Origin of the sequence: Nonomuraea sp. NPDC050680 (assembly GCF_040654555.1) — a bacterium.
In the GTDB taxonomy this organism is placed as follows: domain Bacteria; phylum Actinomycetota; class Actinomycetes; order Streptosporangiales; family Streptosporangiaceae; genus Nonomuraea.
On the sequence record NZ_JBFAIF010000001.1, the window covers coordinates 1,141,288 to 1,161,155 of the forward strand.

Annotated in this window: 18 protein-coding genes; 13 read left to right on the forward strand and 5 right to left on the reverse strand. The window is 70.0% G+C overall.

Annotation, left to right across the window (positions count from 1 at the left end; genetic code table 11):
- Positions 1–189 precede the first annotated feature (189 nt).
- Entirely contained in the window at positions 190–1,965 is a 1,776-nt protein-coding gene (kstD, locus tag AB0H88_RS05240) for a 3-oxosteroid 1-dehydrogenase (protein ID WP_357641461.1), read from the forward strand.
- 174 nt (positions 1,966–2,139) lie between these two features.
- On the opposite strand, the gene AB0H88_RS05245 is transcribed toward kstD, so the two are convergent.
- From AB0H88_RS05245 to AB0H88_RS05255, 3 genes are read right to left on the reverse strand one after another with little or no spacing between them, the layout of a single operon-like run.
- Positions 2,140–2,610, reverse strand: coding sequence for a hypothetical protein (locus AB0H88_RS05245; RefSeq protein ID WP_357641462.1), 471 nt, complete (start codon positions 2,608–2,610; stop codon positions 2,140–2,142).
- Positions 2,607–3,785 (reverse strand): hypothetical protein, encoded by a 1,179-nt coding sequence (locus AB0H88_RS05250; RefSeq protein WP_357641464.1) that lies wholly within the window; start codon positions 3,783–3,785, stop codon positions 2,607–2,609. The genes AB0H88_RS05245 and AB0H88_RS05250 overlap by 4 nt, the downstream gene beginning before the upstream one ends.
- Entirely contained in the window at positions 3,778–4,287 is a 510-nt protein-coding gene (locus tag AB0H88_RS05255; RefSeq protein WP_357641466.1) for a SigE family RNA polymerase sigma factor, read from the reverse strand. The genes AB0H88_RS05250 and AB0H88_RS05255 overlap by 8 nt, the downstream gene beginning before the upstream one ends.
- A 157-nt stretch (positions 4,288–4,444) precedes the next feature.
- On the opposite strand from AB0H88_RS05255, the gene AB0H88_RS05260 reads away from it, so the two are divergent.
- From AB0H88_RS05260 to AB0H88_RS05305, 10 genes are all read left to right on the forward strand, one after another.
- Positions 4,445–4,816: a hypothetical protein gene (locus AB0H88_RS05260; protein WP_357641467.1), complete on the forward strand. Its 372-nt coding sequence runs from the start codon at positions 4,445–4,447 to the stop codon at positions 4,814–4,816.
- A gap of 354 nt (positions 4,817–5,170) precedes the next feature.
- Positions 5,171–6,175 (forward strand): UDP-glucuronic acid decarboxylase family protein, encoded by a 1,005-nt coding sequence (locus tag AB0H88_RS05265; protein ID WP_357641469.1) that lies wholly within the window; start codon positions 5,171–5,173, stop codon positions 6,173–6,175.
- The gene (locus tag AB0H88_RS05270) at positions 6,176–6,538 is read left to right on the forward strand and encodes a nuclear transport factor 2 family protein (RefSeq protein ID WP_357641471.1); all 363 of its coding nucleotides are present in this window, start codon (positions 6,176–6,178) and stop codon (positions 6,536–6,538) included.
- Between the two features lie 121 nt (positions 6,539–6,659).
- Positions 6,660–7,880, forward strand: a complete 1,221-nt coding sequence (locus AB0H88_RS05275) for a hypothetical protein (RefSeq protein WP_357641473.1) — start codon at positions 6,660–6,662, stop codon at positions 7,878–7,880.
- Positions 7,873–8,901, forward strand: coding sequence for a glycosyltransferase family 2 protein (locus AB0H88_RS05280; protein ID WP_357641475.1), 1,029 nt, complete (start codon positions 7,873–7,875; stop codon positions 8,899–8,901). The genes AB0H88_RS05275 and AB0H88_RS05280 overlap by 8 nt, the downstream gene beginning before the upstream one ends.
- A complete protein-coding gene (locus AB0H88_RS05285; RefSeq protein WP_357641477.1) occupies positions 8,898–10,106 on the forward strand; it encodes an ATP-grasp domain-containing protein in 1,209 nt (402 codons plus the stop codon). The genes AB0H88_RS05280 and AB0H88_RS05285 overlap by 4 nt, the downstream gene beginning before the upstream one ends.
- Positions 10,103–10,795 carry a hypothetical protein gene (locus tag AB0H88_RS05290; protein WP_357641479.1) on the forward strand — a complete coding sequence of 231 codons (693 nt, stop codon included), beginning with the start codon at positions 10,103–10,105 and terminating at the stop codon, positions 10,793–10,795. The genes AB0H88_RS05285 and AB0H88_RS05290 overlap by 4 nt, the downstream gene beginning before the upstream one ends.
- Positions 10,796–10,797: 2 nt before the next feature.
- A complete protein-coding gene (locus AB0H88_RS05295) occupies positions 10,798–12,078 on the forward strand; it encodes an AMP-binding protein (RefSeq protein ID WP_357641481.1) in 1,281 nt (426 codons plus the stop codon).
- Positions 12,075–13,310 carry a hypothetical protein gene (locus tag AB0H88_RS05300; RefSeq protein ID WP_357641482.1) on the forward strand — a complete coding sequence of 412 codons (1,236 nt, stop codon included), beginning with the start codon at positions 12,075–12,077 and terminating at the stop codon, positions 13,308–13,310. The genes AB0H88_RS05295 and AB0H88_RS05300 overlap by 4 nt, the downstream gene beginning before the upstream one ends.
- Positions 13,307–14,320 carry an NAD-dependent epimerase/dehydratase family protein gene (locus AB0H88_RS05305; RefSeq protein WP_357641484.1) on the forward strand — a complete coding sequence of 338 codons (1,014 nt, stop codon included), beginning with the start codon at positions 13,307–13,309 and terminating at the stop codon, positions 14,318–14,320. The genes AB0H88_RS05300 and AB0H88_RS05305 overlap by 4 nt, the downstream gene beginning before the upstream one ends.
- 30 nt (positions 14,321–14,350) lie before the next feature.
- Here AB0H88_RS05305 and AB0H88_RS05310 read toward each other — a convergent pair whose 3' ends face one another.
- Together AB0H88_RS05310 and AB0H88_RS05315 are read right to left on the reverse strand one after the other, a co-directional pair.
- Positions 14,351–15,790, reverse strand: a complete 1,440-nt coding sequence (locus AB0H88_RS05310; protein WP_357641486.1) for a dienelactone hydrolase family protein — start codon at positions 15,788–15,790, stop codon at positions 14,351–14,353.
- Between the two features lie 174 nt (positions 15,791–15,964).
- A complete protein-coding gene (locus tag AB0H88_RS05315; RefSeq protein ID WP_357641488.1) occupies positions 15,965–17,215 on the reverse strand; it encodes a Gfo/Idh/MocA family oxidoreductase in 1,251 nt (416 codons plus the stop codon).
- A 72-nt stretch (positions 17,216–17,287) separates the two neighbouring features.
- Between AB0H88_RS05315 and AB0H88_RS05320 the strand changes: the two genes are divergently transcribed.
- Positions 17,288–18,487 (forward strand): ROK family transcriptional regulator, encoded by a 1,200-nt coding sequence (locus tag AB0H88_RS05320; RefSeq protein ID WP_357641489.1) that lies wholly within the window; start codon positions 17,288–17,290, stop codon positions 18,485–18,487.
- A 111-nt stretch (positions 18,488–18,598) separates the two neighbouring features.
- Positions 18,599–19,867, forward strand: coding sequence for a sugar ABC transporter substrate-binding protein (locus tag AB0H88_RS05325; RefSeq protein WP_357641491.1), 1,269 nt, complete (start codon positions 18,599–18,601; stop codon positions 19,865–19,867).
- Position 19,868 lies beyond the last annotated feature (1 nt).

Below are 19,868 nucleotides of genomic sequence, written 5' to 3' on the forward strand. Positions count from 1 at the left end.
GTGAAAGATCGCCACTCCCGCACATCTGTTGACAGGCGTTCCCAACCAAGCGCATGCTTCATGCTGTGACGGGGGCCACACCCCCCAGCTCTTCCGTAGCGTCGCACCGGCGCGAGGTGCCACCACGGTTGTTCCTCCGACCACCTGTGCTGCCCGCAGCGCACGCACGTTGAAGGGATCCGATCCACCATGGCCGATTCGACGCCCGAAACGCCCGCAATGCCCGCAGAAGGACCCAGTCGCCGCACCCTGCTGCGCGGCGCCGCCATCGCCGGCGGCGTCCTCATGACCGAAGCGGCCCTGGGCCGCGCACCCGCGTACGCCGCCGACCTCGAGTACGACGTGGTGGTCGTCGGATCGGGCGCGGCCGGGATGACCGCCGCGCTCACCGCGGCCAAGCGCGGCCTGCAGTGTGTGGTGGTCGAGAAGGCGCCGACGTTCGGCGGGTCGGCGGCCCGGTCCGGCGCCGGGATCTGGATCCCGAACAACGAGGTGATCCTGGCCGCCGGAGTCCCGGACACCCCGGCCAAGGCCGCCCAGTATCTCTCCCGCGTCGTCGGCGACACGGTACCCCTCGCGCGGCAGCAGGCCTTCCTGGCGAACGGCCCGGCCATGATCTCGTTCGTGATGCGGAACAGCCCGCTGCGGTTCCGGTGGATGGAGGGCTACGCCGACTACTATCCGGAGTACCCCGGCGGCATGCCGAACGGCCGCTCCATCGAGCCCGACCAGATCGACGGGCACATCCTCGGCGCCGAGCTCGCCCACCTGAACCCGGCATACATCCCGACCCCGGCCGGCCTGGTCGTCTTCAGCGCCGACTACAAGTGGCTGAACCTCTCTCTGGTCAACCCGAAGGGCCTGGAGGTGGGCGCCGCGTGCCTGGCCAGAGGCACGGCGGCCGCGCTGCGCGGCGAGAAGCCGCTCACCATGGGCCAGTCCCTGGCGGCGAGCCTGCGCGCCGGACTGCTCGCGGCGAACGTACCGGTATGGCTGAACACCCCGCTGCTCGACCTGCGCGTCGAAGGCGGCCGCGTCACCGGCGTGGTCGTGACGCGGAACGGCGTACAGACGCTGATCAAGGCCCGCCGCGGGGTGATCGTCGGTTCGGGCGGCTTCGAGCACAGCGCGGCGATGCGCGCGGAGTTCCAGCGGCAGCCCATCGGGACCGGCTGGACGGTCGGCGCCAAGGAGAACACCGGCGACGGCATCGAGGCGGGCGAACGCGCCGGAGCCGCGCTGGACCTGATGGAGGACGCGTGGTGGGGACCGGCGATCCCGCTGCCCGACGAGCCGTACTTCTGCCTGGCCGAACGCACGCTGCCCGGCTGCATCCTGGTCAACGGCAAGGGCGAGCGCTTCGTCAACGAGGCGGCGCCGTACAGCGACGTGGTGCACGTCATGTACGACCGCAACACGGCGGCGTCACCGCACATCCCCGCCTGGCTGATCGTCGACCAGAACTACCGCAACCGCTACCTGTTCAAGGACATCGCGCCGCTGCTGCCCTTCCCCCAATCCTGGTACGACAGCGGCGCCGCCTTCCAGGCATGGACGATAGAGCAGCTGGCGCAGAAGATCGGCGTCCCGGCGGCGGCGCTGCGCGGCACGGTCACCCGGTTCAACGCTTTCGCGGCGACCGGCAAGGACACCGACTTCCATCGTGGCGACAGTGTCTATGACCGCTACTACGCCGACCCCGTCGTCAAGCCCAACCCCTGCCTGGCGCCCCTGTGGCTGGCGCCCTTCTACGCCTTCAAGATCGTCCCAGGTGACCTGGGCACCAAGGGCGGGATGCGTACGGACGCGCGGGCGCGGGTGCTCCGGGCGGACGGCTCGGTCATTCCGGGGCTGTACGCGGCCGGCAACGCCAGCGGCGCCGTCATGGGACACAGCTACGCCGGCGCCGGCTCGACCATCGGACCGGCCATGACCTTCGGCTACGTGGCGGCGAACGACATCTGAGTCGTACCCGAGGAAGCGACGCCCCGTCGATCACCCTTCTCGAACGACGCTCCAACGGAGGACCGCCACCCACGCAAATCACTATTCTCGCGACCGTGTGACAAATAGGTGTCACACATAATAACCAATACTGTCATCATAAATCATGGAATGCCGCTTTTCCCGGACGCTCTATTACGCCGACGATCCCCGCACAGATCGCGATCCCCTCCCAGAAAGACCACGTCGCGCGTGATACCGGCGCAATGCGCCATTCCACCGTGCCCGCCGGCCATTTTCCCCCGATGTAGCCAGGAGCGACGCGGCCGCGTACGCCAGGCCATACCAGAGCGACGGACACCCCTCGGGCCCGGTCGGCACGGCGGCGAGGCTGACCGCCGCGACCAGGCCGAGCAGTGCGGTCGCGACCGCCAGGCGCCGGGCGGCCACCGCCATGACGGCGGCGCCACCCAGCACGCCCACGGCGGCGAGGAGGTCGAGCAGCAGCCACGCGTCCAGCAGCCCGGCCCACGCGATCGCGTGGAGCAGGGGCCCCGGCAGGGATCGGGTCCAGATCCAGGTGAGCCCGTCGTCCGCCAGGTTGACGGCCGTGGGGAGCGCCACCAGCACGATCACCGCGCCGGTGCGCCAGTGGCGTCCGATCAACGGACCCGCGCCAGGCGGTAGGAGGTGCCGTCGTTCCACAGGAGCCAGTCACCGGCCGCGTACGCCACGCCCTGGAACTCGAACGACTGGCCGCTGCGCGGGTCGTAGACCACGGACTGCCAGCCGGGCCCCTCGTCGAACTCGCCGTGCCCGGTGTACACGATGAGCCGGTCACCCGCGGTAAGGTGCGCGCCCAGCTGGGCATGCGTGGCTTGAGATCTTCCGTTCGCCGAGATCCCGGTCCCGCCCCAGTTGAGCTCCATCGCCCGGCCGACACGCGGGCCCTCGGTGACCTGCCAGTCGGCGCGGTCCGCCGTTCTGAGCACGCCGTCGGCGACCCAGGCGAACGTGTCACGGTTGGCAGCGGCCAGCCAGAGCTGCGACCGGTCCTCACCGGCCGTCCGGACGTTCACCCCCTCGGGCAGCGGGTGCTGGGCGGCCACCTCCCCCGACTCGACGTTCACCTGGCGCAGGCCCTTGGGGTCGAAGGGGTCGGCCATGAACAGATCGGGATAGGAGAACGCGACCGCCTCGCCGGAGACGCCGGGCACCGGCGCTCCCTGGGTGCAGCCCTTGGCCGTCCACGGCCGCATCTGCGGATCACTGCCGACGATCGTCCCTCCGCTGACCCAGAACGGCGATCCGACCAGGTTCAACGGCATGACCGGCGTGGTGCCGTTCTGGTCCTGGCAGTAGAGCGGGGCGACGATATTGGCCCCCGGCCATACGCGGATACCCGATCCAGTGGCCGGCGTCGCGCCCGCGTCCGCGTTCAGCGGGCGCGGCGAGCCACCGTCCGGCCCCGTCTCCCACAGCTTCTTCGCCTTCGCCGACCTGCCCAGCACGGACCCGTCCTCGCCCAGCGCCTCGGGAAAGAAGTCACCGGCGTCCTTGGTCTCCTTCGGCAAAGCGACCGAACCAGGCATGTCGACCAGGTCTTCGAGCCCGTCGATGGAGTTGGCGACCGTCTGGTCCCCTCCCCCGATCTGCCGCCACGCCACCGGTACGCCCACCGCCAGCACGACCGCGCACGCGGCCGCGGCGTACGCCAGAGCCCGACGCCGCCTCCGCCTGACCGCGACGCCCCGGTGGACGCGGTCGGCGAGGTCCACGGGCGGAACCGTCCAGCCGGGGTCGCCCAGCACGTCGCCGAGCCGCGACTCCACGTCATCCATGATCGACCTCCTGAGTATCGAGAGCGGTGCGCAGCTTCGCCAGCGCCCGTGACGCCTGACTCTTGACGGTGCCGGTGCTGCAGCCCAGCAGGCGGGCGATCTCCTTCTCGCTGCGCTCCTCGACGTAGCGCAGGACGAGGACCGCGCGCATGCGCGGGGGCAACTCGGCCAGCCGCCCCCTGAGACTCGCGTCGGCGAGCAGACCTTCCAGTCCGCTGTCCTCCACGGCGGGCTCGGGCGGCTCGGCCACGGCGACCTCCCTCCGGGGGCGCCGCCAGCGGTTGGTCATGATGCGCAGCATCGCCGTGCGGACGTAGCCCTCCGGGTCGTCCTTGCGGACGATCCTGCGCCAGTGCACCCCCGTCCTGGTCAGCGCCTCCTGCACCAGGTCCTCGGCATCGTGCCGGTCGCGGGTCAGGACCATGGCGTAGCGGTACAGCGCCGCCAGCCGAGCGGCCACGAATGATTCGAACGACCTCTCGCCGTCCTGCGGATCCTCCACCCCTACAAGGACACACAAGGGCGGAGGAAGGTTGCGTCCCTCCGCTATTTTCTTTTTCCACCACAATTCGCGGGCCGCCCATTAAACGGAAAGTACGCGTACCCGGGAGCTGCTAAATTCCATGCCAACGATCCCGACCAGGAAATAGGAGAGAGCAATGAAGTTCACCCGCCATACCATTACCGCCGCCCTTTCATCGCTGGCCGTGGCAGGCGGTCTGCTGGCCTTCGGGGCTCCCGCCGAGGCCGCGTCCCAGTGCACCTCGACGGGCGTGGGATATTTGTGTGTAAATATTGACCCGCGCGGATACGACGCCTCCTACCAGAAAGTCGCGGGCAGCACGGCGCACGTGGACTTCAACCTCGTCTGCGCCAACGGGCGCTGGTTCGGCGACGAGGGCTCGTTCTACATCTCGGCCGGCGAGACCCGCACCTACACCTTCGCCGTGGGGTCCCAGGGCAGCTGCTTCCTGAAGCTGATCGACATGAGCACCGGGGCGACGTGGCAGACGCCCAGCATCAGCCGGTGACCCGCCGGGCCGGGTGACGGCGCTCCCGATGGCGGCGGCCGCCGCCGGCCGCCGCCATCGGGAGCAGCATGGCCCCAACGCTGGACGGATCGACCAGAACGCAAGCGAGCGGTTACTGAATGGAGGCGGGACGGAAAACTCCTCCATGACGGATGTCTTGACGCTGGCGAGCAGGCCGACATAGCATCGCCCCGAAATCGCAAAAGCGGGGGACATTTAACATCTTACGCAGCGCGGGCCGACGCATTACCGGGAGTAAAGACAGTCGGCGTTCCGCCGCGTAAGTAATCTGGAGGAATTCAACTTGTCCTGTTCTGGCGCCCTGGCCGGGCAAGTTCTCGAGAAGAAGCTCTTATGAACCGCCCCACCGTGGCCATTACCGGGGGCGCCGGTTTTCTCGGTTCGCATCTGTGCGAACGGTTTCTGACCGATGGTTATCAGGTCGTCTGCGTGGACAACTTCCTCACCGGGTCACCGGCCAACGTCGAGCACCTCATGGCCGAGGAGCGGTTCCGGCTGGTCAGGGCCGACGTGTCCCTGCACCTCGTCGTCCCCGGTGACCTGGACGCCGTCCTGCACTTCGCCTCCCCCGCCTCGCCGACGGACTACCTGCGACTGCCGATCGACACGCTGCGCGTCGGCTCCAACGGCACGTTCAACGCGCTCGAACTGGCCAGGGAGAAGGGCGCGCGGTTCGTCCTCGCCTCGACCTCGGAGACCTACGGCGACCCGCTGGTCCACCCGCAGCCGGAGACCTACTGGGGCAACGTCAACCCGGTGGGCCCGCGCGGGGTCTACGACGAGGCCAAGCGGTTCGCCGAGGCGATGACCATGGCCTTCCGCCGGGCCCACGGCGTGGACACGGCGATCCTGCGGATCTTCAACACCTTCGGCCCCCGGATGCGACCGTTCGACGGGCGGGCGATCCCCACCTTCGTCCGCCAGGCGCTGCTCGGCGAGCCGATCACGGTGGCCGGTGACGGCACCCAGACCAGGTCCATCTGCTATGTGGACGACCTGATCGAGGGGATCGTCCGGCTGTGCAACTCGGACCTGGACGGCCCGGTCAACATCGGCAACCCGCATGAGCTGTCCGTGCTCGCGCTGGCCGAGTGGATCAAGCGGCTCACCGGCTCGGCGTCGGGGATCGAGTTCACCCCACGACCCCAGGACGACCCGACCGTGCGCCGCCCCGACATCACGCTGGCCAGGACCCGGCTGGGCTGGGAGCCGCGGACGCCGATCGAGGAGGGGCTGCGGCACACCATCGCCTGGTTCCAGCAGCACCCGCAATTATGGCGGGCCGCGGACGCCACCCCCGTCGACGACCATGCCGGCCTCACCGCCGCGGCGTCCTAGATGGAATTCTCTCCGGCACTCGCCGCGCATTTGCGCGCGATAGAAACCCGTGACCTGGCCGGATTCATGGCCACCGTCCACCAGAACGCCACGGTGATTCTGCCCAACGGAAAGCTGCTCACCGGAAAGGACGCGATCGGCGAGTTCCATACCGCCTGGTTCGGCGATCCTGATTGGTCGCTCCAGCCGACGGTCATCCGGACGGAGACCTACGGTGAATCAGCGTTGGCGGTGCTGTCCGTCGCTTATGCCGACCTGGATCCCGAAGGCCGGCCGTACGAGAAGTCGTACTACCTCACGCTGTACTTCGCCAGAATCGACGGACAGTGGCTGCTCGTGCACGACCAGAACACCTTCAGTTGAGCGAGGTGGCCCCCTGAGCAGGCTTCGATCCACGATCAATCTCGCGCCGGTCGCCTATCATCTGGCCCGGATCCGGCGGCGGGAGCGCCTCGACCACGCCGCGCAATTACGCCTCCAGGCCATGCTGTTACGCACCCTGGTACGCCACGCCTACGACAACGTCCCCCACTACCGGCGACTGCTCGACCCGGCGCTGGTCCGGCGATTACAGAGCGCGCGGGACCTGGCCGAGTTCCCCGTGCTGGACCGTACGGACCTGCACGGCACGGCCGGCGACGAGCTGCTCGCGACCGGTTTCACTCCGGACAACACCCGAGCGGCCACGACCAGCGGCTCCTCCGGCATCCCGATCACGATCCGCAACTCCGAACGGGACCTGGGTTACCTGCGCGCGACCTACCTCCAGGACATGCTGTCCAACGGGCTGCGCCCCACCGACCGGATCGCCTACTTCCGGGTCAATCCGTTCCTGCGCCATCCTCTGGAGCGGTTCGGCGTCCTGCGTAACTTCCACATCCCGACGGACCGCTCGCTGGATGAGCAGGTGGCGGCGTTCCTGGCGGCGCGGCCGACCTTCCTGATCGGGTTCCCCAACGTCATCCGCAGCGTCGTCGACGAGCTGCGGCGGCGCGGCGTCCAGCATCGGGGCGTACGGACCGTGCTGTTCGGCGGCGAGCGGCTGTCGCCGACCGCGCGGGCACGGATCCTCGACTACTTCGGCGCGGCCCACCGGGAGGTGTACGCCTCCGTCGAGGTCTTCACCATCGCCCGCACCTGCCCGCGGGGGGCACTGCACCTGCGCTCATCGGACCTGGTGGTGGAGGTGGAGCACGAGGACGGGACCGTGTCGGTGGAGGACGGCGAAGGTGACATCCTCATCACCCGCCTGCACAGCGAGGCGATGCCGTTGATCCGCTATCGGCTCGGCGACCGGGTCCGGATCGGCCCGAACGACTGCCCGTGCGGGGTGGCCAGGACCCCGATCGTGCGGGAGGTGATCGGCCGCAGCCAGGACCGGATCGCCGGCACCGACGGCAGGCGCTACTACGGCGACTTCCTCACCTACGCCGTGCAGACCTTCCCCGAGGTGAGCCGGATGCAGCTGGTCCAGCACCGGCCGGGGTCCGTCGAGGTACGGGTGGTGCTGGCCCATGACGCCCGTCCCGGCGTTACGGCCGACATCCGCGACGCGGTCCTGCGCGCGGCACCCGACCAGGAGGTCACCGTCCTGCCGGTCCAGGAGATCGCCCCGGAACCCAACGGCAAGATCAAGATCGTCAAGGTGCTCGATCCCTCCGGGAATCCCGTGCCGCCAGAGAAAGGGGCCGCGGCGGATGTCTGATTCCACCCTGAGAGAGAAGCCATCGGCCAATGCGGCGAACCACCCCCGGCTCGGCATCACCGCCATGATCCCCTGCTACAACGAGATCGCCTGCGTCGAGCGGGCCTACCAGGAGATCCGCGCCGAGCTGGCCGCCTACGACGACGTCGAGCTGCTCTTCGTCGATGACGGGAGCACGGACGGCACCCTTGAGGCGATCAAGGGCTTCGCCGCCGAGGACCCCCGGGTGAAGTACCTCTCCTTCGCCCGCAACTTCGGGCTGGAAGCGGCCTTCTCCGCCGGGTTCAAGTACGCCTCGAAACCGTGGACCGTGCAGTTCGACGCCGATCTCCAGTCCCCTCCCCAGGAGATGCACCGCCTGGTGGACAAGGCGCTCGAGGGCTACGATGTGGTGTTCGCGGTCCGCGAGAACCGGCAGGACGCCTGGTACCGGCGGCTCGGCACTCGCGGCCACCAGACGTTCGCCCGCCGCTGGCTGGGCATCGAGCTGCCGCCCGGCGCGTCGGTGTTCCGCATCGTCAAGACCAGCGTGGCGCGCAAGGTGGTGGACAGCCGGCTCTCCACGCCGTACTTCATCGCCACCGCGCCGCTGCTCGGCGCCCGCTACACAACGCTGCCCACCTCGCACCGCCCGCGCCTGGACGGCCAGGGCAAGTGGAACCTGCGCAAGCTGGCCGCCCACGCGATCGAGCTCTTCGTCGGATTCTCCTTCCGGCCGCTGGTCTGGCTGAGCGCGCTGGCCGCCGCCGTGGTGGTGGCCGGGGTGGCGATCCTGGCGCTGGCGCTGGCCGGCCGGTTCGGCCCGACCGAGCTGGCGGAGGCCAGCCTGGTCACCGGCCTGGTCACGATCGTCACGCTCGCGGTGGTCGCCCGCTATCTCGTACGGATGATGCGCGTCCAGGCGATCGGCGTGCCCCGCTACCAGATCAGGGAGGCCAACATCCCGATCCGCGCGGACGAGGCCCTGTACGGCTACGAGACCCCCTATGTCGCCACCGAGGTCTGGGAGAACGTCACGTGAGAAACCTCATCGTGCTCGGCGGCGGCGAGGACCAGCTCCCCGCCTACCGCGAGGGCCGCCGGCTCGGCTACCGGGTGATCGGCGTGGACCAGCGCCCGGACGCCCTGGGTGCCGCCGAGGCCGACCAGTTCCTCTGCATGACCAGCCGGGATCCGGAGGGGATCGCCCAGGCGCTGGGCCCGATCGACGTGGCGGCGGTCATCTCGCCGGCCAGCGACGCGGCCCAGGAGGCGGTCGCCGAGCTGAGCCGCGTCTACCGCACCGCCCACCAGCCCGCGCCCGACGCGCTGCGCTGCTCGGTGGACAAGGGGTTCTTCCGCGAGGTCGTCGGCCGCCTGGGCCTGCCCACCTACCGCCACGCCCAGCACGACAGCATCGACGAGCTCACCGAGGCGGCGGCCCGCCTGGGCTATCCCCTGATCGTCAAGCCGGCCGACTCCTCGGGCAGCAAGGGCATCACCGTGCTCGACGACCCCGCCGGGCTGGTGGGCGCCATCGAGCACGCCTGGAAGTACTCCTTCTCCCGGCAGGTGATCGTCGAGGAGCTGGTGGCCGGGCGGCACTGCGCCGTGGAGTCCTTCTTCGCCGACGGCGAGCTCGCCTTCATGGCGGTCACCGACCGCGTCATCACCGGGCCACCGGCGATGATCAGCCTGTCCCACGTCGTCCCCGCCGACCTGGACGACGACGTGCACGCGCGGCTGAGCGCGGCGGTCGCCGCGATCTGCGCGGCCGTCGGCCACCGGCACGGGCCGGTCAACTTCGACTTCGTCCTCACGCCCGGCGGCGACATCTGCTTCATCGAGATGGGCGCCAGGCTGGGCGGCAACGGCATGCCGCTGATGGTCCAGCACGCGTTCGGGCTGAACACCGTCGAGGCGGCCATCCGGCTGGCCCTGGGCGAGCCGCTGCGTATCAGCGTCTCGCGCCACAGAACGGCCGTGCTGCGCATCCTGGCCGCCGACGTCGACGGGGTGCTCACCGCCATCGAGGGCCTGGCGGCGCTCCGGCGGATGCCCGAGGTCGTCGACGTCCAGGTGTTCAAGACGGTGGGCGAGCACGTACGCGCCTACACGCAGGCCGGCAACAAGCTCGGCTACCTGGTCATGGTCGCCGACACGCGTGAGCAGCTGGAAACGGCTCTGGACGAAGCACTGCGTACCCTCCGGTTCGTGATCGAGCCTGATACGAGAGGTTCAGAATGATCCCCCGCAAGCACCTCGGCTTCCTGATCTTCGCGGCACTGGCCGTCCTGGCGGCGGCGTTCGTCTGGTTCGGGCTGCCGCACGACCGCCAGGTGAAGTCGCTGTGGATCTTCCTGGTGAAGCTGCTGCCCTTCGTCCTCGCCACGGAGGCCATATCCCGGCTCGACGTGGAGTGGGCCAGGCGCCTGCGGCTGCACGTGCTGGCGATCCCGGCGGCGTTCCTGGTGTACTTCCTCTACTTCGTGCCCAAGATCTTCTTCTTCGGCTCCGAGGTGGCCGGCACCAGGGAGGCCTACTACGACCTCTACTACCACGTCCTCACCCTGACCCCGTTGATCATCGTCTCGCTCGCCCTGGCGTTCCGGCTGGGCGGCGGCGCGGCGGGGACGGTGCGCAGGCTCGGCTACGGCATGCTGCTGCTGATGCTGTCGGGCCTGGAGGATCTGGCGTTCCTGACGGTCAACAACCACGTCGACCCCGCGTACAGCACCATCCCCGAGGTGTGGGAATGGGCCACGCACATGAGCGTGTTCATCGGCCACGCGCCGACCAAGTACGAGGCGTACGCCTTCATCGCCGTACACGTGGTGCTGGCCCTCGTCATCTTCCTCAGCCCGCAGCGCTGGTGGGAGTCGCTGGGACGCAGGCTCACGCCGAAGGCGCTTCAGACCCGCACGGAGAGCGCGTAGCGATGATCATCCGGGAGGCGGGCTACGTCCCGCTCAGTATCGCGCGGCAGTACGGCGGCGGCGCGGGGCTGCGCCGTCACCAGCTTCGCGGGCTCAACCGGATGCTGGAGCTGGCGCGCACCCGGGTGCCCTACTACCGCGACGACCCCCGCTACGCGCGCGGCGGCCCGCTCCGCGAGCTGGCCGAGCTGGCCGAGCTGCCGGTGCTGGACAAGCAGGTGCTGCGCGAGCAGCCACTGGACCGGCTGCTCGCCGACGGCGTCGACCAGGATCGATGCCTGTCCTTCCAGACGAGCGGCAGCACCGGCCGCCGGGTCCGGATCCTGCACGACCGCGACAGCCACGACTACCACATGGCGGCCTGCGTGCGGCGGTTCCTGGCAACGGGCCGCTACCTGCCGACCGACCGGCTCAGCCATATCCGGCCGTTCGCGCCGCCCGCCCGGATGTTCGAGCGGTTCGGGCTGTTCCGGCGGCACGTGATCCTGTCCCACCGGCCGATGCGCGAGATCAAGGCGGAGCTTCTGGCCAACCGGCCCAAGGTGCTGATCGGCTACCCCGTGCATCTGCGGGCTCTGCTGCGCGAGCTCACCCCGGAGGAGCTCGCTCGGCTGAGGCGGACGCTGCGCATCGTCCTGACCGAGTCGGAGCTGCTGCTTCCCGAGCACCGGGCGATGTTCGCCGAACGGTTCGGCGCTCCCGTCTTCGACGAGTACTCGGCCTTCGAGGTGCTCAACGTCACCTACGACTGCCGCTACGGCCGCGCGCACCTGGGCGAGGACCGCGTCTACTGCGAGATCGTCGACGCGGCGGGCAACCCGGTCCCGGACGGCGAGGCCGGGCAGGTGGTCGTCACCGCCTTCATGGAGCGGGCCATGCCGCTGCTGCGTTACAGCCTGGGCGACATCGGTCTCATCGAGCCGGGCCGCTGCCGTTGCGGCCGCCGCTTCCGCACCCTGCGGCTCACCACCGGGCGCAGCAACGACTACGTCACGCTCCCGTCGGGCGAGCGGCTCTACCCCGACGCCTTTCTCCACCTGGCCGCCACCCATCCGGGCATCAGCGAGTGCTTCGTCCACCAGGACACGGCGGGCCTTGTGCGGGTGCACGTCGTGCCCAGCGGCGACCCGCCGGGCGAGGTGCTGGCGACCGTACGGGACAAACTCTTCGGCCTGGCCGGCGGTGAGTTCCCGCTGGAGGTGGTGCCCGCGGAGACGGTCGAGATCACCGCCGGCGGCAAGGGCAGATTCGTCACCTCCGACTACGGCTCGCCGCCCGCATGAGGCTCGCGGCGCCCAGGCAGCTGATGGTGCTGCTCGGCGGGCGGGCCGCCTTCCGGGGCACGCTCCTGCTGGCCAACGTCGTGCTGCTGGCGGTCTGGAGCTCCGGAGACTACGCCGGATACGCCCAGGCGATGGGCGGCGCGGCCTTCCTGACGCCGCTCGCGTCGATCGGCATCGAGAAGTGCGCGCTGAAGCTGATCCCGAGGGCGCGGCACACCGTCGGCCTGCTGGTCGGCGTCTTCGTGGCGCTGGCCGGGCTGCTGCTGGTGGTCGCGATCGCGGTCCTGGCGGGCGTGCTGCTGTTCGGGCACAACGGGCCGTGGCTCCTGGCCGGGCTGGCGGGCCTGTACGCGATCGGCGTCGGCGCCAACCAGGTGCTGGTCGGCCTGAGCCGGGCCATCGGCCGACCGGGGCGGGACGTGGCCAACCATCTCGTCCTGGCCACGGGACTGGCCTGCTGGACGGGGGCGGCGGCGACCGGGCACGCCTCGCCCACGGTGTTCCTGGCCCTGTGCCTGACGAACGTGTCCGTGCTCAACGTGGTGCTGCTGACCGGGTTACGGCCGAGTTTCGCCGGGCTGCGGCGCCGGGTCCTCGTACGCGTCGCGGTGGGGACGTCCCTGCTGATGGCGATCCCCGACGTGGTCGCGGGCGTGTCGATGAGCCTGCTGTTCGTGACGCTCTCGGTCAGCGGCGCGCAGGCGGAGAGCACCGGGCTCTACATGGCCTCCGTCGCCTCGGGGACGCTGCTCAACGCGTTCGCCTACCTGCTGCGCGTCCTGCAGCCCGGCGTCTCCCAAGCACTGCACCAGCGGGACCTGACCGCGGCGTACGAGCGGCTGTCCCGCTGGCTGCGCCTGCTGCTGTTCGCCGGCATTCCCTACGTGGCGGCCGTCTCCTGCGTGGCGCCGCTCCTGCTGCGCCCGCTCGGCGGGCTGGGCGTCGTCGTCCTGTACGTGGCCTGCGTGCCGATCGTCTTCGCGGTGGGCAGCGCCAGCTACCTGATGGAGAACGCCACTCCCCTCGCGCTGCGCGCCACCGCGGTGGGCGCGGTGGTGTCGCTGGCGGCGGTCGTGGTGCTGGCGGCCGTCGTCGTGCCCTGGGCCGGGGCGCTCGGCGCGGTGGGCGTACTGGCCGTCGGCGCGCTCGTCCACGCGGCGGTCCTTCTGCGCTGGCTCCGGCCGCGGCGCACGCTCTCCCCTCACCCTGTAGCGAAGGAGTCCTTGTCATGACCCATACCTCGCTGGTCACCGGCGGCGCGGGTTTCATCGGCTCGCACGTGGCGGCCGACCTGCTGCGGGCCGGCCATCGCGTGGTGGTGCTCGACGACCTGTCCGGCGGCGACCCGGCCAACGTCCCGCAGGGCGCCCACTTCCACCGGGGCAGCGTCTGCGACCCCGAGGTGGTGGACGCGCTGTTCGCGGAGTGGCGCTTCGACTACGTCTTCCACCTGGCCGCGTACGCCGCCGAGGGACTGAGCCACTTCATCAAGCGCTACAACTACACCAACAACGTGATCGGCAGCGTCAACCTCATCAACGCGGCCGTCAACGCCGGGACCGTCCGGTGCTTCGTCTTCACCTCCTCCATCGCCGTGTACGGCCACGCGGAGCCGCCCATGACGGAGGACCTGACGCCCGCGCCCGTGGACCCGTACGGCATCGCCAAATACGCGGTCGAGCAGGAGCTGAAGGTCACGCACGAGATGTTCGGCCTGCCGTACGTCATCTTCCGCCCGCACAACGTCTACGGCGAGCGGCAGAACATCGGCGACCGCTACCGCAACGTCATCGGCATCTTCATGAACCAGATCCTGCGCGGCGAGGAGTGCACCGTCTTCGGGGACGGCGAGCAGACCAGGGCCTTCAGCCACATCGACGACGTCGCGCTGCCGATCGCCCGGTCCATCGGCAACCCGCGGGCCTACGGGGAGACCTTCAACATCGGCGGCGACCGGCCGTACACGGTCAACGAACTGGCGGGCGCGGTGGCGGCCGCCATGGACGCGCCGCTCCGGGTCCGGCATCTGCCGGCGCGGCACGAGGTGGTGCACGCCTACTCCTCCCATGACAAGGCCCGCGACCTGCTCGGCGTCGGGACGGGGTCGGTGCCGCTGGCCGATGGGCTCGCGCAGATGGCCGCCTGGGCGAAGAAGCACGGTCCGCAGGAGCCGTCGGTGTTCTCGGGGATCGAGGTGGCCCGCAACATGCCGCCGTCGTGGCAGGCGCTCATCGTTCCCTGAGCCCCTAGGTCCAGGGCGTACACCACGGCGTCAAACGCAGGCCAGTTCGTCGGCGAGGGCCTGTTCGATGCGCTGCCAGGTCTCGGCATGGTAGGGCGAGTCCTCCTGCGACAGGAAGGCGTGCGGGGCGCCCGCCAAGACGACCATCTCGTGCCTGATCCCGTCGGCTCGAAGGCGTTCGGCGATGGCCGTCCGCTGCTCTTCGGAGATCGCGTGGTCGCGGTCGCCGATGATGTACACCAGCTTGCCCTTGATGCCCGGGGTCAGGTCGAGCGTGGGCTCCGGGCTGCTCACCGGGATGTCGGTGCCCGTCAGCCAGCCCGCGTACAGGACCACGGTGATCGGGAAGCCGAGCTGGGTGGCGGCCAGGTAGGCCAGGTGGCCGCCCAGGCTCAGGCCCACCATGCCGACCGCGCCGCTCGTGTCGTCGCGTGCCGCGAGGTAGTCGACGGCCGCGCGGGTGTCTTCCAGCACTCCTGCGCGGCTGAGCGTCGCCATCAGTTCGAACCCGCGTGCGCGGCCCTCGTCGGTGGGCGGCAGTTCCACTCCCGGGTCGGCGCGGTGGTAGTAGTCGGGGGCGAGCACCACGTACCCCATGCCCGCGATCCGGTCCGCGACCGCGCGCACGTCCTCGGTCAGCCCGAACAGTTGGTGGGCCACGATGACGGCCGGACACACGCCGTCCCCGGCGGGGCGAGCGAGATATCCCCCCATGGGACCGTCGCTGGTCCGCACGGTGACGTCCCGGTGGTCTGCGAGCGCGCCGGAATGTGCCGCCCGGCTGCTCTCCGCGCCGGCGCCTGAGGGGACGTCGGCCAGGGCGGACAGGACGGCTTCGGCCACACCTGTGGCGGAGGCGGGGTTCTGGCCTGTCACCAGGCGGCCGTCGCGGATCACCTGGGGCTGGAAGTCGGGGCCGGGCACGTGGTCGGCGCCCAGTTCGCGCAGGCGGGAGGCGAGCAGGAAGGGCACCACCGAGGTCAGCCCGACGGCCGCCTCCTCCGCGTCGGTGAAGGCCGCCACCCGGCGCCCCGCCACCAGCGGCGTGCCATCGGACAGTGTCACGCCGACCAGGGCCGCCGGGCCGTGGCACACGGCGGCGACGACGCCGCCGTTCTCCCAGATGGTACGGGCCAGAACGGCCAAGGCAGCGTTGTCAGGGAAGTCCCACATCGTGCCATGCCCACCGGCGAACAGGATCGCGTCATACCCGGACGGATCAACGTCCTGCGGCCGAGGTGTGGCGCCAAGCGACGGCAAGGCGAGGAAGCGCCGCTGGACGGGGTCGTCCAAGTCCGCCCCGTCGCGCGGCGGCTGGCCACCGGCGACGCTCACGAGGTCGACCTCCAAGCCGGCTTTGGTGAAGACCTCCCACGGATGGGCCGCCTCCGAGACGTAGAAACCCGTGTCCCTGCCGGTGTCGCCCAGTGCGGCGTGGCTGGTCAGCGCGATCAGAACGCGTTGTGTCATGACCTCATGATCGCCCTCGGGGGCCATAGGCCGCCAATAGCCCCTAAGGGGTGCATCCATCAGCATTCTGATGGTGCCAGCGTTCTGATAGTGCGCCGCTTCGCCCACCTTGTACCGCTCCCGGGCCACCGAGCTGCTCGGCGGCCCGCCGCCCACCCGCCTACGCGCAGGCGGTCACCCCAGGTGGACGACGGTGTCCGTGGCCCTGGCGCGTTCCGCCGCCCAGACGACGCGGTGGGTCGCGAGGCTCTCGGTGGCGTCGGAGTGGAGCAGTGCCGGGTCGCCCGTGGCGACCGCGGCGAGGAAGGCGTCGGTGAGTGCCTCGTCCCCGCCCCCGTGCCCGTCCCCCGCCGACGGGCCCCCCTCCGTGTGGGGGTCGACGACCTCTTCCAGACCGGTACGGAAGTCGGTCAGGCGCAACGTACGGCCGTCGCCGTCGATGTAGCCGTGCGTCCCCAGGAGCCGGGTACGGCGGTGCTCCATCGGAGTGAACGCGCTCATCGTGAACGAGCAGGTCGCTCCGTCGGCGAACTCCATGTTCACCACCTGGTGATCGACCACGTCGTTGTCGCAGGCGTACACGCAACGGCCGTAGGGGCCGGTGCGCAGCGCCTGGAGCACGCCTTCCTCGGTGCGTGCCCGCGTGACCGCCGACAGCGGCCAGAACTCGCTGTCCGGATCGCCGAGGCAGCCGAGGTACAGCCGTTTGGCCGAGTACGGGCAGCTCGGCTCCAGCGGGCAGTCGACGCAGCGCTCGGCCGCGCCCTCCGGGCGTTCGGAGGCGCGGAAGTGGGTCAGGTTGCCGAACGAGCTGACCTTGGCCGGGATCCGGCCGAAGAGGTGGATCAGCCAGTCGATGTCGTGGCACGACTTGGTCAGCAGCATCGGGGCCGAGGTGTCCTGGCGGCGCCAGTGGCCGCGGACGAAGGAGTGGGCGTGGTGCCACCATCCGACCGGTTCGAGGTGCTGGACGCTGACGAGCCGCCCGATGCGGCCGCCGTCGAGCAGCCGCTTCAGCGTCCTGGTGTACGGGGTGTAGCGCAGCACGTGGCACACGGCCAGCATGATCTTGTTGCGTTCGGCCGCGTCGGCGATGGCGGTCGCCTCCTGCTCACTGGGCGCCATCGGCTTCTCCAGGAGAATGTGATAGCCCAGGTCGGCCAGCCGTACGGCCGGGTCCATGTGCAGCTGGTCCTGGGTGGCGATGATCGCCGCGTCCGCGACCCGGCCGGCCGCCGCGAGCTGTGTCCAGTCGGAGTAGACCCGGTCCGGGGAGATCCCGAACTCCGCCGCGGCCGTTTCGCGCCGGTACGCGTCCGGCTCGGCCACCGCGGTCACGCGCCCCAGGCCGGCCACCGTCGCGTGACGCGCGTACGACTGCCCGCGCAGCCCGGCGCCCACGAGGGCTAGAGTCACCCCAGACATGCGTTCCTTTCCCGAAATTAGCATGGAGTCCCTCATTATTAGCTCTGAGGGCGGAGACCTCAAGGGGGTGTGGTGACCGAAGATCTGGGCGGAGGGGATCTCTCCCGGCTCCGCCAGCTCAACGCGCTGGCCGTGATCCGGACGCTGCGCGGCGAGCCCGGGCTCACCGTGACCGAGATCTCCCGGCGTACGGGCCTGTCGCGCGCCTCCACCGAGGACGTGGTGCGCGAGTTGCTCGGGCGCGGCTGGGTGGTGGAGACCGAGCCGACCGCCGGCACCGTCGGCCGCCCGGCCAGGCGTTATCGCTTCCGCGCGGACGCGGGCCACGTCCTCGGGGTGGACATCGGTGGCCACAAGATCCTGGCGATCGTGGCCGACCTGGACGGCGAGCCGCGGCACAGTCGCCGGGTCGCGGTCACCCCGGAGATGGGGCGCAGGCAGCGATTGGCCGCGGTGGACCGGACCGTCAAGGAGTGCCTGGCCGGGGCGGGACTGACGGCGTCCGACATGTGGGCGACCGGCGTGTCCACCACCGGGCTGGTCGACGGGACCGGGCGGGTCATGCTCTCCGACGCGCTGCCCGAGTGGACCGGCGTCGATCTGGCCGCCCACCTGGGGCGGATCGTGGCCGGGCCGATCATGGTCGAGAACGACTGCAAGCTGGCCGCGCTCGCGGAGTCCTGGCGGGGGGTGGCGCGTTACGCCAAGGACGTGGTGTTCCTGCTGGCCGGGCTCCGTACCGGCACCGGGCTGATCATCGACGGCAAGCTGCACCGGGGGTTCGCGAACGCCGCCGGCGAGATCGGCGCGCTGCCGGTCGCGGGCTGGATCCGCGCGCAGGAACAGCTCAAGTCGTGGCCGGGCCAGCCGTCCGGCGCGTCCGGCGCGTCCGGAGCCGCCGGGACGGCCGGTGATCCCGACTCGATGGCCGCCGAGCTGTTCGCCGCCGCCAGGAACGGCGACCGCCGAGCCGCCTCGGCCGTGCGCCGCTACGTCAAGGACCTGGCGGTCGGCGCCTCGGCCCTGGTGCTCACCCTCGACCCGGAGCTGGTCGTGGTGGGCGGCGGTTTCTCCCGGTCGGCCGACCTGATCGTGGAGCCGCTGCGCCGTGAGCTCGACCGCTGGTGCATCCGTACGCCCGAGGTCAGGGTGTCCGCCTTCGCCGACGAGGGGGTCGCGCTCGGCGCCGTCCGGCTCGCGCTCGACCACGTGGAGCAGGCACTCAAGGGCGGCGGCCAGCTCGCCTCACCGGAGGGCTTCCCACGAGGCTGAGTCGTCTCGTAATCGAATCGATGCTTGACTTAATTTCCATGGGCTCCATGATTATCCCCAAGTTCGAGACCGTGGCGCCGGATGCGCCTCGCTCGTCAGGGAGGTCCAGGGATGCGGAAGTCGGCGCGGCTCGGCGCGGCTGTGTTCGGGGTGGTGCTGGCCGTCTCCGCCTGCTCGGCGGGCGATGACGAACCAGGCGCCGCGGGTGGCCAGGAGAAGGTCACGTTGTCGTACGCGATGTGGGACAACAACCAGAAACCGGTGATGGAGGAGCTGGGCAAGGCGTTCACCGCGACCCACCCCAACATCACCGTGAACGTCCAGCTCACCCCGTGGGAGGGCTACTGGACCAAGCTCAAGGCGGCGGCCACGGGCGGAGCGGCGCCCGACGTCTTCTGGATGAACGGCCCGAACTTCCAGCTGTACGCCTCCAACGGCGTGCTCCGTCAGCTGGAGGAGGAGATCACCAAGGACAAGGTGGACCTGTCGGTCTATCCCAAGCCGCTGATCGACCTCTACACCTTCGACGGCAAGCACTTCGGGCTGCCGAAGGACATGGACACGATCGGCGTCTGGTACAACAAGACGCTCTTCGACGCCAAGAAGGTGCCGTACCCGGCCGACGACTGGACCTGGAACGACTTCAAGGCGGCGGCGGCCAAGCTGAGCGACCCGGCCAAGGGCGTCTACGGCACCGCCGCCCAGCTGACGAGTTTCCAGGAATACCAGTACAACACCATCGACCAGGCCGGCGGCTACGTGATCTCCCCGGACGGCAAGAAGTCCGGCTACGACAACCCGCAGACGATCGAGGGCCTGCGTTTCTGGACCGACCTGATCAAGAACAAGCAGTCCCCCGACCTGAAGACCATGACCGACACGTTCCCACTGCAGCTGTTCGAGGCCGGGAAGATCGCCATGTACTGGGGCGGTTCGTGGAACGTCTCGGAGTTCGCCGCCAACGACTACACCAAGGACAAGGTGGACGTCGCGCCGCTGCCCAAGGGCCAGAAGCAGGCCACGATCATCCATGGGGTGGCCAACGTGGTGTCGGCCAAGACCGAGCACCCGGCGCAGGCTTGGGAGTTCGTCAAGTTCCTCGGCTCCAAGCAGGCGGCCGACATCCTCGGCAAGAAGGGGCCGATCCCCGCGTACAACGGCACCCAGGGCGCGTGGGTGGCCGCGCATCCGGAGTTCAAGCTGCGGACCTTCCTCGACGCGGTGGCCTACGCGGCGCCCTTCCCGGTCTCCAAGAACACCGCCGCCTGGAACGAGGCGGAGCTGACGTACCTCACCAAGGCCTGGACCGGCGAGCAGCCGGTCGAGAAGGCCGCCACCGAGTTGGCGGCGGCGATGAACGCCCTGCTCGCCAAGGAATGAC